Below are 16,593 nucleotides of genomic sequence, written 5' to 3'. Positions count from 1 at the left end.
CTATAGAATGGCGCCCGTCAACACGACATGCGGGAATAGCTCAGTTGGTAGAGCACGACCTTGCCAAGGTCGGGGTCGCGAGTTCGAGTCTCGTTTCCCGCTCCAGTTTTATGCAATGAATGATATTGCATGTGATTTAAAGGCTGAGTAGCAGAGTGGTTATGCACCGGATTGCAAATCCGTGAACGCCGGTTCGATTCCGACCTCAGCCTCCAATTTAAAAGCCCCGTAAGTATATGATTTACGGGGCTTTTTCATTTTAGTTTGAAACCTTGCAGGGCTTGGTTGGGCTGTATATAGTCCTGCTCTTGCAACGTAGCGCTACCGCCCGAATGGCGAAATCGGTAGACGCAAGGGACTTAAAATCCCTCGAGGGTAACCTCGTGCCGGTTCGACCCCGGCTTCGGGCACCATATCCAAAGTTAACTCGCACATGCCCCCAAACCGGCCCAATGCCGGTTTTTTTATGCCCACTAAAAGCAGACTTGTCATCTGCCTGAATCAGTCGCGTCATACGCCTGCCATCTGCTTTAGCTGCAATTGCAGTCACTCACCTGGGGGACTGTCGATGCGGATCTGTGTAATTGGTGCGGGCTATGTCGGTTTGGTCTCAGGCGCCTGTTTTGCTGAAATGGGTAACCACGTCGTTTGCGTCGAGCGCGACCCGAAGCGTGTGGCTGGGCTGTCACGTGGCCAGTCCCCGATATATGAGCCGGGCCTGGAGTGCATGCTGCGGACGCACTTGAGCAGTGGGCAATTGAGTTTCAATCAATGCCTGGGCGAGGGGATCAAACACGCCGAAATTATTTTTATCGCGGTGGGCACACCCAGCGGTGAGGATGGATCGGCAGATCTATGCCATGTCTTGGCTGTAGCTGATGCGCTGGGCGAAAAACTGGAGCACCACTGCCTGGTTGTCACAAAATCAACAGTACCCGTTGGTACTGCAGAACGGGTGGCACAGCGAATCAATAATGGTCTGAGCAGGCGCAGCATACGCCTTAACGTGACGGTGGCGAGTAACCCGGAGTTTCTCAAAGAAGGCTCGGCAATTGATGACTTTATGCGACCCGATCGCGTGATCGTTGGTTGTGATGAGCCTGCTGGGCATGAGCTTCTGCGTCGCCTTTATGCACCTTTTTTGCGTAATCATGAACGGCTGCTGGCTATGGGGCTGCGCGCTGCGGAGTTCAGCAAGTACGCAGCCAATGCGTTTCTGGCGACCAAGATTTCCTTTATCAATGAAATGGCCAGTCTCTGCGCAAGCCTGGACGTTGATGTTGAAGATGTCAGGCGCGCAATCGGCAGTGACAAGCGAATAGGGACACACTTTATATATGCAGGCTGTGGCTATGGTGGCTCCTGTTTCCCTAAGGATGTGCGGGCACTCATTCGCTGTGCGGAGCAGGAGGGCATTGAACCGGGCATCCTTCGAGCGGTGGAAGCACGTAATGCGCTACAGAAAACCTTGCTCTTTCAGGCTTTGCGCGAGCATTTCTCAGGTTATTGGCAGAACCGTGTGGTCGCTATTTGGGGTTTATCTTTCAAACCTGGTACTGATGATCTGCGAGAAGCGCCTAGCCTGGTTTTGCTCGATGCGCTGTTGCTTGCAGGCGTCACCGTGCAAGCGTGTGACCCTGTAGCCACAACCGCCGTGGCTCAACGTTACAGCCAGGCAATCAGTAGCGGCCAACTGCGTTTGAGCACCTCCCCGTACAGTGTTGCTGAAGGGGCAGACGCGCTCGTTCTGGTCACGGAATGGAAGCAGTTTAGACAGCCCGACTTTGTTCGAATCCGAGGCTTGATGCGCATGCCTGTAGTCTTTGATGGCCGCAACATCTACGAATCAACACAACTAGCTGAACTTGGTTTTTTGTACAGAGGGATTGGTAGACCCGCGCAGGGGCATTGTAAGGCCAGTGCAGCCTGATAAACTGCGCACGCATTTTTCACCCATCCAACCCCAAGGTCTCCCATGATCAAGAAATGCTTGTTCCCAGCAGCCGGTTACGGCACCCGCTTTCTGCCTGCCACCAAGGCTATGCCCAAGGAAATGCTGCCAATTGTGAACAAGCCGTTGATTCAATACGGCGTCGAAGAAGCGCTGGAAGCCGGTCTCAGCGAAATCGCCATGATCACTGGGCGTGGCAAGCGCGCCCTGGAAGACCACTTTGACATCAGCTACGAACTCGAACATCAGATCCGCGACACTGACAAAGAGAAATACCTGGTCGGTATCCGCCGCCTGATTGACGAATGCACGTTCTCCTACACTCGTCAGGTCGAAATGAAAGGGCTGGGCCACGCGATTCTCTGTGGCCGCCCGCTGATTGGTGATGAGCCTTTCGCTGTGGTGCTGGCCGATGACCTGTGCCTGAACCTGGAGGGAGACGCCGTGCTGACGCAAATGGTCAAACTCTACAAACAGTTCCGTTGTTCAATCGTGGCGATCCAGGAAGTCCCGCCGGAGGAGACTCACAAATATGGCGTGATCGCCGGCGAGATGATTCGTGATGATATTTACCGCGTTAACAGCATGGTCGAGAAGCCAAAGCCGGAAGATGCGCCGTCGAACCTGGCGATCATCGGTCGCTACATCCTCACGCCGGATATTTTTGACCTGATCGAACAGACCGAGCCAGGCAAGGGTGGGGAAATCCAGATCACCGACGCACTGATGAAGCAGGCGCAGAACGGTTGCGTGATGGCTTATAAGTTCAAGGGCAAGCGCTTTGATTGCGGTGGAGCTGAGGGCTATATCGAAGCCACCAACTTCTGCTTCGAGAACCTCTACAAAACTGGCAAGGCCTATTGATTCAGCCTCTGGTGCGGTAATACACAGCCACCTTCGGGTGGCTGTGTGCATTCAGGACACAGGCATATGTTCGGCACCAGTCCCTAATGGCTGGCCGTAGCTGAACTCCACATAGTTGCCTGCTGGGTCACGCAGGCCGCAGTAGTAGCCAACAGGGTAGGGTTCATCACGCGGTTCCCACACCAGGCAGTCTGCAGCCCTTGCCCGCGCTGCCATGTTATCGACCTGCTCACGACTTTCCAGGGCAAAGCCAAAGTGGCTGTAGTCATCTGCAGCCAATTGGCGATATTGCCCACCCGGCATGATCACAAAAATAAAGCTGTGCTCCTTACCCAATTCGGCCATCCAGACAATTCGTGAGCCTTTGCCTGCGCGCTGGTGAATCACCTGCATCGCACAGAACTGCTCGTAAAAGCTTACGCAGGCATCGAGGTCAGGTACGTGCAAGGCCAAATGAGTAAGGGTAGGGCGCATCACGGTTCTCCTGTTCTGCATGCATCAAGTTTAGGCGCTGACGCGCCTTGGGGTATGCTGGCGGCTTGTTCTGGAGGCTGAAATGACCTACGACTTCGACCTGTTTGTAATTGGTGCCGGTTCCGGCGGTGTGCGGGCTGCGCGATTTGCTGCCGGCTATGGCGCGCGCGTGGCGGTTGCCGAAAGCCGCTACCTAGGCGGGACCTGCGTCAACGTCGGCTGCGTCCCGAAGAAGCTGCTGGTCTATGGCGCACATTTCGCCGACGACTTCGAACAGTCGCAAGGCTTCGGCTGGGAACTGGGGGAGGCCAAGTTCGACTGGTCGACCCTGATCAGCAACAAAAACCGTGAAATCGACCGACTCAATAGTATCTATCGCAACCTGCTGGTTAACAGCGGTGTGACCCTGCTCGAAGGCCATGCGCGGATCGTTGATGAGCACAGCGTTGAACTGGGCGGGCAGCGTTACAGCGCCAAGCACATCCTGATCGCCACCGGCGGCTGGCCGCAGATTCCGGAAGTTCCGGGGCATGAACATGCCATCGGCTCGAATGAAGCTTTCTTTCTTGAGCAACTGCCCAAGCGCGTACTGGTCGTGGGCGGTGGTTATATCGCCGTGGAGTTTGCCTCGATCTTCAACGGCCTCGGCGCAACAACCGCGTTGCTCTATCGCGGCGATCTGTTCCTGCGTGGTTTCGACAAGGCCGTGCGTCTGCACCTGCAGGATGAGTTGAACAAGCGCGGCGTGGATCTGCAATTCAACAGCGACATCGCCCGTATCGACAAACAGGCTGATGGCAGCCTGCAGGCCACCCTCAAGGATGGCCGCGTGTTTGAGACCGACTGTGTTTTCTATGCCACCGGACGTCGACCGATGCTCGATAACCTGGGCCTGGAAAATACTCATGTGCAGCTCGATGAGCGCGGCTTTATCAAGGTCGACGAGCAATACCAGACGACGACACCGTCAATCCTCGCCATTGGTGATGTGATCGGCCGCGTGCAGCTGACGCCCGTAGCGCTGGCCGAAGGAATGGCAGTCGCACGACGCCTGTTCAAACCGGATGAATACCGCAGGGTCGACTATCGATTGATCCCAACCGCGGTATTCAGCCTGCCCAATATCGGCACGGTGGGGCTCAGTGAAGAGCAGGCGAAGGAGGAGGGCTATAGCGTCCAAGTATTCGAAAGCCGCTTCCGGCCGATGAAGCTGACCATGACCGAAAGCCAGGAGCGCACCCTGATGAAACTGGTGGTTGACGCTGCGACAGACCGCGTACTGGGCTGTCATATGGTGGGCCCGGACGCCGGTGAAATCGTCCAGGGGCTAGCGGTGGCGCTTAAAGCAGGTGCGACCAAGCGGTTGTTCGATGAAACCATCGGCGTGCACCCAACGGCCGCCGAAGAGTTCGTCACCATGCGAACGCCTGTGTCTACCTGAGGTCAGCATGGCGCAACTGTTCTATCTGGCCGATCTGTTTGGCGTCGCGGTCTTTGCCATCACCGGTGCACTGATGGCCGGACGCAAGTCCATGGATCTATTCGGTGTATTGGTAATTGCCATTGTCACCGCGCTAGGCGGTGGCACGCTGCGTGATGTGATTCTGGACAACCATCCGGTCAGTTGGATTCGCAACGATCTGTATATCGTCGTCGCCTCACTGGCAGCTGTTGGTACCGTGGTCTGGGTACGACTGACGCAGCCAATTCACGAGAAAGGCCTGTTATTGGCCGATGCTTTCGGCCTGGCGGTGTTTACCGTTATTGGCACTGAAGTCGCCATGCAGCACAACGTGCCACATAGCACAGCCGTGATCATGGGGGTGATGACCGGGGTCGCCGGGGGGGTGATGCGTGATGTGATCTGCAATGAAATCCCGCTGATCTTCCAGAAGGAAATTTACGCCACTGCGTGTATTGCCGGCGCTCTGGTGTTTATCGCTATGCGCACGCTGGATACACCGCACTGGCTGGATACCGTCGTAGCGATGTTGAGCGTGCTGCTAATTCGTCTGGCGGCCATTCGCTGGCATATAGCGTTACCCAGTTTTCATTTATTGGATCGTGACTGAACGCAAGTCAGCGGAGGACTGCAGCAGGGATTAAATTATGTTGCAGCCTTCACGATCCATTTAGTTAAAGTGAAGGTCGTTTCGCATGGTGTTGCGTTGCTCTCCAGCTCAGATACCCTGTGAATGCTAGGGTTCATGGGCTCTATTGCGCTTTTGCTCGGGAGTCATGGCCTTGCTGCGTGTCGATGTTGTGCCGCCACGCTCACCGCGTAACTGCTCCACCCATCGACGTAACGCCGTTGGACCTACGCCCATCGACTTGCAGGCTTCGGGAATTGAATAGCCCTGATCTAGAACCAGGCCGGCTGCTTCGAGGTTGAAATCTGTACTGAATAGATCTTCTGGTCACGTAAACACCTCATTGCTGGGCGAAGCTTAACGCCCTATCGGGGTGTCCAGAGTCGTTAGCCACAACACACACACCGCCCCCAAGCGAAGCGCGCAAGCTCTTGATTTTCCGCACAATCGTGTGGACTCTTAGTCTTAACCATTCCCTGATCTTAAAAAACCTCACGATCATGAGGAATTATTGAAACATGCCGCCTTGTTAGCTAAAATCCTCACATTCGTGTGGAATTGTGATTTTCTCTCTGCGCTGCGCAAAAAATCAGCAAAGTCATGAGGTTTTTCAAATGAAAATCGGCATCGAATCCCCTGGGCAAGTGGGGGCGCTCATTCGAGCAAGTCGCAAGGCCATGCAAATCCGTCAAGACGACGCGGCTGGCATCATTGGCGTGTCCGAGAACTTTTTGGGGAAGATTGAGCGCGGCGGAGAAACAGTGCAGTGGGGCAAGCTGTTCCAAGTCATGCAGGAGCTCGGCCTTAACGTGACCATTGAGGTGCCAGAACCCTATTGCGACGCTATCAGGGCGCTGCTCGCTGACACGGTAAACAAGAAGTTGGCCAAACAAAACAAGGTGTCTGCCTCTAAGAATCCTGCATCAACGAGCAAGGCTAACTAATGGAACGATTGCTCAACGTCTGGATTAACCAGACCCAGGTGGGCGTCCTGCGCGAGAGCAATGGCCTATGGGCCTTTTGCTACAGCGGGCAGTGGTTGGTCGATCCTTTGGCGCATGCATTGTGTCCATTGCTACCCCTACAAGCCGAGGAACACTTCGATGGTGCTACCACTCGCCCTGTGCAGTGGTATTTCGACAATCTGTTGCCGGAAGAGGGGCAGCGGCAGTTAATCGCTATGGCTGCTGGCGCGGCGATTGAGGATGCTTTCGCCTTGCTGCAGCATTTCGGCGCGGAGTCTGCCGGCTCTCTCACTTTGCTTCCGCCTGGGCAAGCGCCAGAACCAGGTAGCACGCAGGTATTGCCCGATGCTGAACTGTCAGAGCGCATTTTGGCAATGCCGAAGATTCCCTTGGCCGAGCAAGCTGCCAAGAAAATGTCCCTGGCAGGTGCTCAGCATAAGGTGGCGATCATCTACAGAGATGGCCAGCTATTTGAGCCAACCGGCAGCGAGCCGTCGACTCACATACTCAAGCCCGACCATCCCGGCGATGCATGGCCGCACTCCGTGATCAACGAATGGTATGTGATGAAACTGGCTGATCGTATCGGGTTGCCTGCACCAAGGGTGTACCGCTTATATGTGCCGCAGCCGGTCTATTTGATTGAGCGGTTTGACCGCGCCGAAAATGAGCATGATTGGACCCGTCTCCACTGTATCGACGCGTGCCAGTTGAATGGTCTGTCCAGGGAGTTCAAATACAGCGCCGGCAGTGTTGAACGCATTGCAGATCTGGCCAATCAGTGTCGGCCAGCAGCGCTGGCCCGGTTGCGCCTATTTCAGTGGCTGATCTTCAATGTCCTCGTAGGTAATGAGGACGCACATCTGAAAAACCTCAGCTTCTTGATGTCCGGCAAGGGCGTGCATCTATCTCCCTTCTACGACTTGCTGTGCACGGCCGTATACGGCACACGGGCGTATGACCGAGATCAGTGGCCAGGCCAAACCACTATGGCGTGGCCAATTAATGGCATTCAGCGCTTAGTAGAGATCACTACGCCGTTACTGGTAAGCGCTGGCGAAGCCATGGGGATCAAGCCAACAACAGCCCGGGACAACATTCGGAAACTTGTAGACAGTGTGCGCATAGAAGCACCAAAGCTGCTGGAAGAGGTGATTCAACAAAATGCAGAGCTGTTGCAGGACAGGCAAGAGCTTAAGGCCACATTAGCGGGCGAAGTCCGGCTGTTGAGGAGCATTAATGCGATCGTCATCAACGAGATGACGGCTCAGTTGAGCTGGGGCTTTTAAGGCCTGCATTGTCATCACAGGAACTGAGAGCAGGCCGGAAATGGCCCAGCGACCTTTGGCCACTGGGCTTTTTACCATCGGTGTTGAATTAAATAATATTTACACCGGTTTCTGGGACAAACATAAAGCAGTAAAAGCCGTACTCCACCAACAGCTCACGGCTATCAGTGCTGGAGACCGGCCCCTGGTTGACTTGCCAATTGGCCGTCATGGGGTTACTGATCGGGTTGCCGGCAAAGTCGAAGTTGGTCACCTGGTCTGAACCGTCTTTCTGTGACCAGCTGTCGCAAGCACCGGACGAGTTGTCACAGCGCGCCCAGTGGTAGTCGCCTGGCCAGTTGGCATCACCTGCCGTCGAGACCATCAGCGCTACAAAGTGCCCGCCGAGGTAGCCGGCCCCCAAGCTGCCTGGCGGTTGTGGGTTAGTGCCCTGCTTGCTGGATTTGAATGCAAACAGCTCTTCGAGGCTGGTGCCGACCAATTCCAGCCCGTCCTTGACTGCGTAGCTGCTGACCAGAGCTCCCAGATCGGAGAAGGGCTGTTGAAAGTTTGCGGCGGTGAGCAGGTAGCCACTCTGCCGTCCTGGCTGAGGAAAGGTGTTTGGTGTGATGTTGCAGCCGTAGGCATAACAGTTGTTATTGGGCTGGAAACGGAAAGACATGAAGTTGCCCTGGCAGTCTCCTGCGGGGTCGTAGCGACCGGCAGCCTCTCCGTATACGGTGGCCGAGTATTGGGGTACGCCAATGGTCTTCTGTTCAGGCACGCTGATTTGTACCGTTATAACCGTAGGGGCTAAGTAGTGCTCGTCCGGTACCGCGCCTAGCGCTGGGGCGCGGGTGGTTTGGTGAAAGAAGTCATGGGGCGCAATAACACCGCTGAATTTGAAGGGGCGTGCTGAGCTGTTCATGGCGTATTCCTTTTCGCTGGGTGTGTTGGGACTAAGGGTAGAGCTGGTTGGCGCTGACCATGCTGGAGTAGTTGTAGACCTGCATGGATAGGCTGTTACTTGGCGCAGAACTCGCGTAATGGCCGCTGATAACCAGCCGTGAAGACGCGCCACCGAACTGGCCGGTATCGCTGGCCCAGATGGCCTGATTGTTGCGGTTGTAGAACACTAAGTTGCCGTCATCCTGCATGCGCAGGCGACCCGGCAAATCCCCCGCCTGTAAGGTAATGGGTAGGCGCCACAGCGGCGTGTCCTGGCCGCTGGCTAGCAGTACCGGACCTTGGTCTGGGGTGTTAGTCAGGCTGGCGCTGCCATCCAGGGCGCTGATGCTCTGGTTGGGTAGCAGTTCGGCGTTGATCCGGCTGTCGAGGTAATTGACGCTCAGCATTTCGCCAGCCAGGTTGGTTTGCAGCAGGGTCTGCACCTGCTGGCGTGTCCAGCCGTTGGTAGCGGCGGTAGCCATCAGAATCATCAACTTGGCGAGGGCGGCCATGGGCGTCATGTCCGCTGGCGCTAGGGCGCCCACCTGGGGCAGCCAGGCGCCGGAGGCATAGGCGCTGTTGTTCACCGTACCTGCCAAGACCTGGGTGCAATCGACCAGATTGACGCCGCTCTGGTTGGCCTGGCTCAGCGCTTGATAGATGGCCCCTGAGCTGGGTGTGTCCGGATTGCCGGAGGGGAAATTACCTTCGCCATAGGACTCCAGAATAATGCCGCGTGCCCCGGCCGTAACCACAGCGTTTATCAGGGTGGCGAGAAAGGCGCTGGGTGGTGAGATGCTGTAAGGCGCGGGGAACGCGTTCAACTGAACAATCGGAAAATTACTGATGCAGGCCGTTATTTGGTTGAGCTGGTTTTGCTGGCCGGCCAGTACGCTTGGGCTCTCCAAGCTTAGGCTAGCGTGCACGGGGCCGGGTAGGCAGGCTGCGTTGTTGAGCGTCAGATTGATGCCATATTCGGCCAGTGCAGGGTAGTTGGGAGATGAGAAAGCGTCGAACTGGCTCGCGTTGGTTTTAACCACGCGGTTGCCACGGTAGAGGTGGTTGTGAAAATACACGCCCACCTCGGCAATACCACTTTGTGCGGCCGTGACTGCACCACAGAGGTTCTGATAAGCGTCGGTATTGAAGTTCAGGCTTAACGCTTGGCCGCTGCTGGCCTGGTAATACAGCGGCACCTGCGAGCCGGTTATGACCACCGGCTTGTTCAGCACAGCGGTTGCATAGCCATTGGCGTCGAAGCTGTTGAGCAGAAACGCCAGCGCGGCACCCGAGAAGTCCATGCTATCGGTACCGTGGAGAATGACGAAGCCGTCGTAGGCGGCGTAATTGTTCAAGATACCCTGGGCCATGATGCACCAATCGGTGGGTTGCAGATTGGTACTGTCCAGGGTTTTGCTGGCCGACTCTGGGAAACTGATCTGGGTCAGATAGTCGATGCTGAGGTCAGGGAATTGCTGCTGCAGGATTGGGTTGAGCAACTGCTCACTGGCCGCTGCAAAGGCCGTGGCGCTCATCGGTGCAAGCGGGTTGCCGACGCAGCTGATAGTCCCGCCGGTATTGATAATCGCGATACGCATAGGGTGCCTCCTAGCAAGTCTCGGTTGTGGCTTAACGTTGGGTCAGCAGAACCTGGCGCAGCCGTACGAAACTGGGTGCAGTAGTTCGCTTCAGGTGCTGGGCGCTGAGACTGACCACGGGGGCCATGGCGATGGCGAAGGCAGCACCGAGCTTGAGTTGGTCGGAGAACCAGGGGGCCTCATAAGCCGGGGTGGTCGACCAGTTCTGCCGGATTTCTTCGCTTTGCTGGTTGACGATGTTGCTGAACGCCGTGCTGGGGTCTTGCGGGTCTTTGCGGAACTGCAAGGCGATTTCTGCCAATTCGACCAGTTCAGCATGGGTAAAGGGCTGGCCGGCGTCACGAATCTGCACGGGCGGCTGCTCCTGGCGACGCATGATGCAGTACACCGTTTGCCCGCCGCAGGTTGGATCACGCTGGTACAGCTGCAGGTCGTAGGGCTGATTGGTGGCCACGGCGCAGCCATCACCGGAGTAAGTCACGCCGAAATCCCCACGATTGTCCTGCCGAGGGTCACCTTGCAAGAGCGCCAGTTCGCACTGCACAACACGGCTGCCGAGTTGGTCGATGCGGGCTTGCAATTGGCTGGCATTGGCCTGTGCGGTGCTGTTGTCAGGTGGGTTGGCACCTTGTGCAAAGAGTTGCCAGCTATTGGCGGGCTGGGCGGCTATCAGGTCGAAGAAGGCGTCGATGCAGGCCGGGCTGTCGAGGTGGGCCAGGGTCAGGCTGTTGTGGCTATCAAAGTTGCTGACTACGGCAGTGATGATGCAGGAGGTGGCACTGTCGGAGTAGGCCGTCAGCGGGGTGTCGGCCAGCACGAAGGTTTGGTAGTTGCCCTGGTCGACATAGAAGAACCCTTGCGCGGGCGGGGCGATAGGTGATTGGTCGGCGAGCTTGAGGCTGATGTCGATGGGGCTCATGACAGGATCTCCGGAAACAGGCTGAGGGGGTTGGTCTTCGGGTTGCCGTTGATCTGGTACTCACACTGCGCGCTGCCGGCACTGGCACTGAACAGCGCGGTGGCCTGAGTATGAAATTCGATGCCCAGATAGTCGGTTTCACGGCAAATCGACAGCTCTGTTTCTCCGTAGTACTGGTCACTGAGCAGGGTCTTGATACCCTGATGGCTGGGGTCGATTTGCAGAATGGTTTCGGCGCGCTGCAGGCGCAGGTAGGTGCTGTGATTGGCCGCGTAGTCCACAGCATTGGGCTGTAAGCGAAAATTGTTGGTTGAAACGAAGAACCCTCCCGTTCGCTTGATCAGCCGCACCGGGTCCTGGTTAAACGGGTTGGGCATGTACTCGATCAGAATGCTGATCGGCTGCGTCTTCTGGGGATCTGCCCAGCCGCTGATCAAAGAAATGTCCGGTGCCGGAAATGGCGTCTTGCAGCCTGTGTTGCGATAGAAATCAATCAGGCTTTGGGCCGCCTCGATGGCGCTGGTATGGCTGCTGATGCTGGCCTCGTAAGCGGCAAAAAGAGCCTCGGCTTGGGCACTGCTGGCGTAATAGTTGGCCGCAGTGGTGGTGTAGGTGTCGGCGGCGACAAACGCCACGCCATGATCGTTGACCCCTGCCCAGATCCCTGCGCTGCCCTGGCGGGTCATGGCAATGTAGCTATTTACGCCATTACTGCCAGTCCGCACATCCGGCAAGTTGAAGGTGGTAATGGGGATCAGGTCGCACTGTTTGAAGGTGTGGATGCTGCCGCCGTCAAAGACGGTTCCGATGGTGCACATAGGGAGTTCCTTTCCTGTTTACGAGATAGAGACGAGCGCGCGAAATCGGTCTCACGCATAGGGTGAGCCGATAAAGCGCCAGGGGTGATTTCTTACGACTGAAACAGCTTTGGCGGTGCAGAACCGCCAAAAGTGATCGCGAAACAGAGGCGCGGCCTTGCGCATGGGTGACATCGCTCGAATTCCTTTTCAAGGTTTACTGAGCGTAGTCCAGTCTGACCGGATGCCAAGGGCCAAGTTGATGAGGCACCACATGAGAATTGGAGGTGTCTTGGAATATAAAGGGCTGTTCAGTACCTGCCTTTCACACGTCGGTCAGCTTCAATTGGCGGGACCATTTGCCTAGATATCCTGAAGTATGAGAATGCCCGTAGGGTGGATGGAAGGGCATAATCGACTGCTACGGCTTTTTCACAGGACAAGGAAGTTACATGCGCGCGCACCGTGGTCCCCGCAGTTTTCTCATCGGTTTACAACTCATCTTGGCGATGTTGTGGCTTCCGGCGTTGCCGCTCAGCGCAGCTCAATCCTCTGCCAGTACCGTGGAGTTCCCCGTTTGGCGTCGCAGCTGGGTGGGTAACTTGGGGAGCAAGCAGGTAGAAGTCGCGCTGAACCGCTCTGCCGATAGCCTTTCGGGCAGCTACTGCTATCAGCCCTGTCGGGCCGAGACGCGCAGGCAGCTTGTACTGAGTGGCCAGATGCGAGGCGAGGGCGCCGTGCTGACTGAGCGAGACAGCGGTAATGGCGCCGCTGATACAGGCACCTGGCGTATCGAGTCTTTTGATAACGGTATTACCGGCACTTGGACCTCGCCCAATGGTAAGCGTGAGCTTCCACTGGCCTTAAGCCCGAACCAGGACGATCTGGAGGAACGCTTCCCCTATGAGATACGGTTGCTAGCCGATGCTTTGCCGGAAGAAGAGGGCGCTGGTTGCCCCACACCGCCGCTGGTCTCAGCTATACGCCTCTATAAGGATGGCGCATTAATCCAGACCCTGGAGACTGAGTCCCAAGGAACCTGCAGCATTTTCACGCCCGATCTCATTGACGCGAACTTCGATGGTTGGCCTGACCTAAGTCTCGCTATGTTTCTCCCTGCGGGACCAAACATTCCGCATCAGACATGGCTGTACGATGTGGCCACGGGCCGCTTCGTCGATGCGCCCGCAGGGTTACAGGACATCAGTTCGGCCGAGTTCGACCCTGTTCATCGCGTCGTCTACTCCTACTGGCGAGCCAGTTGCTGCGAGCACGGCGTTTCAACCTATCGCTGGACAGATGGCGACCTTGAGGAAATCGACTCCCAGAGCAGTTACTTGCTTCCGCTGATGAGCGGAACCGAGCGACGCAGTTGCTACATCATGCCCAGCTACATTGACGGTAATATCGAGTTCGCCAGTCGGGTTGAACAGGTAAGTGATGGTTCGTTGAAACTGCGTCAGATCGATCCGAAGTCCTGCGACATCGATAGTGGTGCTCACTACGAGCGAACCTATATCGACATCTGGCAGCCCAGCCAGAACGGACAGAAATCGACCCTTTTGCGAACGGAAGAAATAGCCTGGAAACAAACAGAGACGTCTAAAGGCCAACGCTTTTGTCCCGAGGTGCCGTTCTTCGACAGTGGGCGTATCAAGCGCGTAGTGCTCAGTGAGAATCCTGATATGTGCAGAGAGCTGAGCCCGCGGCAGGAATAGTTACGTCTGCGCAGTTGGGCGTAGCACGATCTCGTTACCGCAACATCGGCAGGCTGCTCGACGTTGCGGTAACGCCCTCGATTGCAACACTTCTGAAACGGCACTCATTTAACAAGTGGGAGATGTCATCCGTTCATGAGTGGGCCAGCTCCCAAACTTGAAGGGCTACAAGGCTAATGGCGTGGGAAGATGTTCATCAATTCATGTTCATGGCGAGCTGGCCAACGATCTCCAGCGTGGCGTATGTGCGCAAAATTGCACCACCCGATAAAACAAAAGGGCACATCGCTAAGCTAATAGTTGTGGAAACTGCCAACGCAATGTCGGAGCTGGGAATACGAGGGCAAGGTGCGGTGCTGGGTACGCCTCGTTGACAGGCTGAGCTCTGCCAGCACTGCCCGGCGAGGTGTCTCAGGTCTTTGTCGCGGTTTGGCAGCAGGCGATTCAGGTTTTCAAAAAGCCTGGCGGGAAACCGTATCGAGGCTTCGGAGCGCCTGTCTTTGGCTTTTCAGCGCCCTTGAGATCGAGCGCCGCGCGGGCGGCGCTCGATCGTTAGGACGCTGCATGTGGCAAGGCGAACATCCCCCGACGCAACGCCGGCGCAGGCGGCGCGGGTGGGGTTGTAGAGGTCGGCGGAATCGCTGACGGAATCGCCGCGGTAGCGTTGCGCGGTGATGCTGGCGCTGCCGTCGGGGGCCGGCGTGGCCCCCTGTGTGCCAGCGCGGCCAGCCAGGCCCGCTCCAGGCGATCGAGGCGGTAGTGGTCGATCATTAGTGCTTCGTCGTCGGAACCGCAAGGTGCGTGGCAGAATTAGGACGTGCGCTGCTCCTGCGTCGCTCCCGTTGCCGTCGTCATCGCACTGAACACCGGCACATTCTGCCCTGCGGCGTTCTGGACCAGCATCGCCAGTGGCTGCAGGCCATTGGCGTCAGGGCCGCCACTGCGCGCGGTCAGGGTCAGGTTGCCGAAGGCACAGCCCAGAGTGGCGGTGGTGCTGGCGTCGTTGAAGACAAGGTTGACGTTCAGCCCGTTCGTGCTCCACGTGAAGCCCTGTCTGGCCAGGGTCAGAGTCGCCAGATCGTCGCTGCGGATCAGGGTCCAGGTGCCGGTAGAAGCTCCACGGTCGAACGCGAGCACGTTCTTGATCAGCGGCCCGTTCGTGCCGCTACTGACCTGGCTGGTGGAGACGAAGGTCTGCACGTATCCCGGGGTGCTGTACACGGTCTGTGACTGCGAGGTCATCTGGTTCTGAAACCCGGTGATCAGCAATAGCACGTCACCCGCGCTGTTCAGGCCGATGGTCTGTGGCGACTGGCCCGGCGTGCCATTGAGCTGCTGGGTCTTGACGTTGCTCGCCTGCCACTTGCCGGTGACCTGTACATTGGGGTTGGCGCCCTCGAATGCAGCAACTCGCGGGCTCACCGAGAAGCACTTGATCACCGGTGCATTGGCGATGACGCTGACGGTCTGCTGGGCATTGGGCACCTTGTTGCCATTGAAATCGTAGCCGTCGAGCGTGTAGGTCACCGTGTCGTCCGGCTGCGGATTCGGCTCCCAGGCACTGGCGTTGGCCGGCACCACGACCTGGTAGGGCGTGTTGTCCTGGCTCCAGCTGATGGTACGTTTGGATAGGGCGAAGGTTTGCCAGTTCAGTTGCACCGGCGTGCCCTGCTTGATCACACTGGGGTTGAGGGTCATGAAGCGCAGGATGCCCGGGGTCGGCACCTGCTTGACCAGTGCCACGGTCTGGTAGCCGTCCTGGTAACCGGGAATGTTGCTCCATTGCAGGTAGGCCAGGGTGGTACCGGCCTTGAGCTGGGTGACTATGTTACCCAGCATGAATTCGAAGCTGGCCTGCTCGCCGGTACCGAGAATCTGCTTGTTGGTCAGTTGATCCGGGGTCAGTGTCCAGCTCGGCGAACCCTGGGTGTTGGGTGCGACGGACCAGCGGTTGCCGTAGTCCTGTACGGTCTGGCGGGTGAAGCTGGCGGCCCGCTCCGCCGAGGTCAGGGCGCCAAAACCGTCGCCCTTGTCGGCATAGACGAAGGACAGGGTAAAGCTCGGCGCCTGGGCGCCCCAGGGCACGTCCTCCGGCACGATGGGCGTGTCGGGCGACGGGTTGCTGAGGCGGAAGACCAGCGAGCAGGTCATCGGCGAGTCGGCCTTCTCGGTGATGTAGATGATGTTGCCACCATTCAGCGCGAAGACCAGGTTCAGTGGCAGCAGCTTGCCCGGATCGTTCTGCGCCATCACCGGCAATTGCACCGAGTCGCCGTCGCCGAACCAGCAGTCGACGGTCACCTGGCGCGAGCCGGGCAGGCCGCTGATGTTGACCCCGCCCAGGGTCACGGTCAGTTTCGCCTTGTCCTTGAAGGTACTGTTCTGCGCCTGGGCCAAGCACCATACAGGCCCCTGCGGGGTGTTCTGGAACTGAGTGGTCCAGCCCGGGCAACTGACCTGCACCGTGGCCGGGTCGCTGACCAGGTTGCCGAGGAACAGGTACAGCAGACTGGTGTTGCTGTTAGCCTCGGTCTCCAGCACTGGTGGGCTGCCGGCCAGCTCCAGGTCGGCGCCGCTGGCGTTGGTCAGGGTCAGGCTCAGGGTCTGTGTCTGGTTCAGGTAAACCACTGGTTTACCGTCCTTGTTGGCGATGCTGTAATCGATTGCACTCATCCGGGTCACTCCTTAACCGTTGTCGCGGATCAGCCGCAACCAGCCTTCTTCGATGCGTTGCGGGGACGCCAGGGTCGCGGTGGGTACCGCCGAGGCGGGTGCGAGGTTGCTCCAGCCGGTGGCACCCGGGTTGCGTGTCACCCATTCCCAGGTAAAGCCGTTTTCCTGCGGCACCGGTACCGGCATCACCGTACCGGCGCCGATCATCGGCGTGGTCAGGAAGGTCACCGCGATCGCATCCAGCGCCGGCTGCCACTGGGCGCGGGGAATGCAGATGGTTTTCACCGGGACGATACCGGCGGTGGCGTTCACCGAGCCGTGAGGGTCG

14 protein-coding genes, 3 tRNA genes and 1 pseudogene are annotated in these 16,593 nt (G+C 57.5%); 10 read left to right on the top strand and 8 right to left on the bottom strand.

The annotated features are described in order from the left end of the window. Positions 1-29 precede the first annotated feature (29 nt). From DBR00_RS02780 to galU, 5 genes are all read left to right on the top strand, one after another. Positions 30-105: transfer RNA gene (locus tag DBR00_RS02780), tRNA-Gly, on the top strand. A 36-nt stretch (positions 106-141) separates the two neighbouring features. Continuing rightward, a tRNA-Cys gene (locus tag DBR00_RS02775) sits at positions 142-215 on the top strand. 111 nt (positions 216-326) lie between these two features. After that, positions 327-413, top strand: a tRNA-Leu gene (locus DBR00_RS02770). Positions 414-568: 155 nt separating this feature from the next. Continuing rightward, the gene (locus DBR00_RS02765) at positions 569-1,930 is read left to right on the top strand and encodes a UDP-glucose/GDP-mannose dehydrogenase family protein (protein ID WP_108486001.1); all 1,362 of its coding nucleotides are present in this window, start codon (positions 569-571) and stop codon (positions 1,928-1,930) included. A 45-nt stretch (positions 1,931-1,975) separates the two neighbouring features. Beyond that, positions 1,976-2,815, top strand: a complete 840-nt coding sequence (gene galU / locus DBR00_RS02760; RefSeq protein WP_108486000.1) for a UTP--glucose-1-phosphate uridylyltransferase GalU — start codon at positions 1,976-1,978, stop codon at positions 2,813-2,815. A gap of 51 nt (positions 2,816-2,866) precedes the next feature. On the opposite strand, the gene DBR00_RS02755 is transcribed toward galU, so the two are convergent. Beyond that, entirely contained in the window at positions 2,867-3,289 is a 423-nt protein-coding gene (locus DBR00_RS02755; protein WP_108485999.1) for a VOC family protein, read from the bottom strand. Between the two features lie 82 nt (positions 3,290-3,371). On the opposite strand from DBR00_RS02755, the gene gorA reads away from it, so the two are divergent. Both gorA and DBR00_RS02745 read left to right on the top strand, forming a co-directional pair. After that, positions 3,372-4,730 (top strand): glutathione-disulfide reductase, encoded by a 1,359-nt coding sequence (gene gorA, locus DBR00_RS02750; RefSeq protein ID WP_108485998.1) that lies wholly within the window; start codon positions 3,372-3,374, stop codon positions 4,728-4,730. A gap of 7 nt (positions 4,731-4,737) precedes the next feature. After that, positions 4,738-5,361 (top strand): trimeric intracellular cation channel family protein, encoded by a 624-nt coding sequence (locus tag DBR00_RS02745; protein WP_108485997.1) that lies wholly within the window; start codon positions 4,738-4,740, stop codon positions 5,359-5,361. Positions 5,362-5,508: 147 nt separating this feature from the next. Here DBR00_RS02745 and DBR00_RS02740 read toward each other — a convergent pair. Continuing rightward, positions 5,509-5,694: pseudogene (locus tag DBR00_RS02740) on the bottom strand (transposase); the annotation flags it as partial. Between the two features lie 299 nt (positions 5,695-5,993). Between DBR00_RS02740 and DBR00_RS02735 the strand changes: the two are divergent. Both DBR00_RS02735 and DBR00_RS02730 read left to right on the top strand, forming a co-directional pair. Beyond that, positions 5,994-6,323, top strand: coding sequence for a helix-turn-helix domain-containing protein (locus DBR00_RS02735; protein ID WP_108485995.1), 330 nt, complete (start codon positions 5,994-5,996; stop codon positions 6,321-6,323). After that, positions 6,323-7,633, top strand: coding sequence for a HipA domain-containing protein (locus DBR00_RS02730; protein WP_108485994.1), 1,311 nt, complete (start codon positions 6,323-6,325; stop codon positions 7,631-7,633). Before DBR00_RS02735 ends, DBR00_RS02730 begins: the two co-directional genes overlap by 1 nt. Positions 7,634-7,721: 88 nt before the next feature. On the opposite strand, the gene DBR00_RS02725 is transcribed toward DBR00_RS02730, so the two are convergent. Genes DBR00_RS02725 through DBR00_RS02710 form a run of 4 tightly spaced genes read right to left on the bottom strand, consistent with a single transcriptional unit; the run spans position 7,722 to position 11,895 of the window. Next, positions 7,722-8,540: a hypothetical protein gene (locus DBR00_RS02725; protein WP_108485993.1), complete on the bottom strand. Its 819-nt coding sequence runs from the start codon at positions 8,538-8,540 to the stop codon at positions 7,722-7,724. 31 nt (positions 8,541-8,571) lie between these two features. Then, positions 8,572-10,158: an asparaginase domain-containing protein gene (locus DBR00_RS02720; RefSeq protein ID WP_108485992.1), complete on the bottom strand. Its 1,587-nt coding sequence runs from the start codon at positions 10,156-10,158 to the stop codon at positions 8,572-8,574. A 31-nt stretch (positions 10,159-10,189) separates the two neighbouring features. Next, the gene (locus tag DBR00_RS02715; protein WP_108485991.1) at positions 10,190-11,077 is read right to left on the bottom strand and encodes a hypothetical protein; all 888 of its coding nucleotides are present in this window, start codon (positions 11,075-11,077) and stop codon (positions 10,190-10,192) included. Further along, entirely contained in the window at positions 11,074-11,895 is an 822-nt protein-coding gene (locus tag DBR00_RS02710; protein ID WP_108485990.1) for a hypothetical protein, read from the bottom strand. Before DBR00_RS02710 ends, DBR00_RS02715 begins: the two co-directional genes overlap by 4 nt. Before the next feature lie 431 nt (positions 11,896-12,326). Between DBR00_RS02710 and DBR00_RS02705 the strand changes: the two genes are divergently transcribed. Next, positions 12,327-13,592 (top strand): nitrite reductase, encoded by a 1,266-nt coding sequence (locus tag DBR00_RS02705; protein WP_108485989.1) that lies wholly within the window; start codon positions 12,327-12,329, stop codon positions 13,590-13,592. Between the two features lie 810 nt (positions 13,593-14,402). Here the strand turns inward: DBR00_RS02705 and DBR00_RS02700 are convergent. Together DBR00_RS02700 and DBR00_RS02695 are read right to left on the bottom strand one after the other, a co-directional pair. Next, positions 14,403-16,265 carry a hypothetical protein gene (locus DBR00_RS02700; RefSeq protein ID WP_108538010.1) on the bottom strand — a complete coding sequence of 621 codons (1,863 nt, stop codon included), beginning with the start codon at positions 16,263-16,265 and terminating at the stop codon, positions 14,403-14,405. 12 nt (positions 16,266-16,277) lie between these two features. Beyond that, positions 16,278-16,593, bottom strand: a 316-nt coding sequence (locus DBR00_RS02695) for a hypothetical protein (RefSeq protein WP_218276596.1), incomplete at its 5' end; no start/stop codon positions are given.

It is taken from the genome of Pseudomonas sp. HMWF032 (assembly GCF_003060885.1).
Lineage (GTDB): Bacteria > Pseudomonadota > Gammaproteobacteria > Pseudomonadales > Pseudomonadaceae > Aquipseudomonas.
This window is presented reverse-complemented; position numbering and strand designations above follow the sequence as displayed.

What these genes read in the sequence shown, in the direction of transcription:
- DBR00_RS02710 (WP_108485990.1), bottom strand. Translation starts at nt 11,895, where the DNA reads ATGTGCACCATCGGAACCGTCTTTGACGGCGGCAGCATCCACACCTTC.
- DBR00_RS02725 (WP_108485993.1), bottom strand. Translation starts at nt 8,540, where the DNA reads ATGAACAGCTCAGCACGCCCCTTCAAATTCAGCGGTGTTATTGCGCCC.
- DBR00_RS02745 (WP_108485997.1), top strand. Translation starts at nt 4,738, where the DNA reads ATGGCGCAACTGTTCTATCTGGCCGATCTGTTTGGCGTCGCGGTCTTT.
- galU (WP_108486000.1), top strand. Translation starts at nt 1,976, where the DNA reads ATGATCAAGAAATGCTTGTTCCCAGCAGCCGGTTACGGCACCCGCTTT.
- DBR00_RS02700 (WP_108538010.1), bottom strand. Translation starts at nt 16,265, where the DNA reads ATGAGTGCAATCGATTACAGCATCGCCAACAAGGACGGTAAACCAGTG.
- DBR00_RS02720 (WP_108485992.1), bottom strand. Translation starts at nt 10,158, where the DNA reads ATGCGTATCGCGATTATCAATACCGGCGGGACTATCAGCTGCGTCGGC.
- DBR00_RS02705 (WP_108485989.1), top strand. Translation starts at nt 12,327, where the DNA reads ATGCGCGCGCACCGTGGTCCCCGCAGTTTTCTCATCGGTTTACAACTC.
- DBR00_RS02755 (WP_108485999.1), bottom strand. Translation starts at nt 3,289, where the DNA reads ATGCGCCCTACCCTTACTCATTTGGCCTTGCACGTACCTGACCTCGAT.
- DBR00_RS02765 (WP_108486001.1), top strand. Translation starts at nt 569, where the DNA reads ATGCGGATCTGTGTAATTGGTGCGGGCTATGTCGGTTTGGTCTCAGGC.
- gorA (WP_108485998.1), top strand. Translation starts at nt 3,372, where the DNA reads ATGACCTACGACTTCGACCTGTTTGTAATTGGTGCCGGTTCCGGCGGT.
- DBR00_RS02735 (WP_108485995.1), top strand. Translation starts at nt 5,994, where the DNA reads ATGAAAATCGGCATCGAATCCCCTGGGCAAGTGGGGGCGCTCATTCGA.
- DBR00_RS02730 (WP_108485994.1), top strand. Translation starts at nt 6,323, where the DNA reads ATGGAACGATTGCTCAACGTCTGGATTAACCAGACCCAGGTGGGCGTC.
- DBR00_RS02715 (WP_108485991.1), bottom strand. Translation starts at nt 11,077, where the DNA reads ATGAGCCCCATCGACATCAGCCTCAAGCTCGCCGACCAATCACCTATC.